General features: G+C 42.9%; 1 pseudogene. It reads right to left on the reverse strand.

Features of this window, described 5'->3' with window-relative positions:
* Positions 1 to 97: 97 nt before the first annotated feature.
* Positions 98 to 282 (reverse strand): annotated as a pseudogene (locus tag G6042_RS00435) (hypothetical protein); the annotation flags it as partial.

The raw sequence follows: 282 nt of genomic DNA on the forward strand, positions 1-282 counted from the left end.
TGGTTGGCTTTATAGCGTTTGTTGTTTTCCTCTACTGCATCAGCATACTCACTTCGGTCAATCTCTCTTCCGCCTTTTCGGCTGGTACATTGGTCTTTTACTGGACAGGTTTTGCAAGCTGTTGTGTGCGGTATTTTTGGAACCTATAACCACTTTCCTCTGTTCGACCTGTTTTCTTGTGCCATCGTCCAGTAGTGCTTAGCGTTGCACCTTGCGGACAAGTGTAGGTATTTGCTTCTTTATTATAAATAAACTTTGTTACAAAATACTCGGGTTGTGTGC

Source organism: Flavobacterium solisilvae (assembly GCF_012911605.1).
In the GTDB taxonomy this organism is placed as follows: domain Bacteria; phylum Bacteroidota; class Bacteroidia; order Flavobacteriales; family Flavobacteriaceae; genus Flavobacterium; species Flavobacterium solisilvae.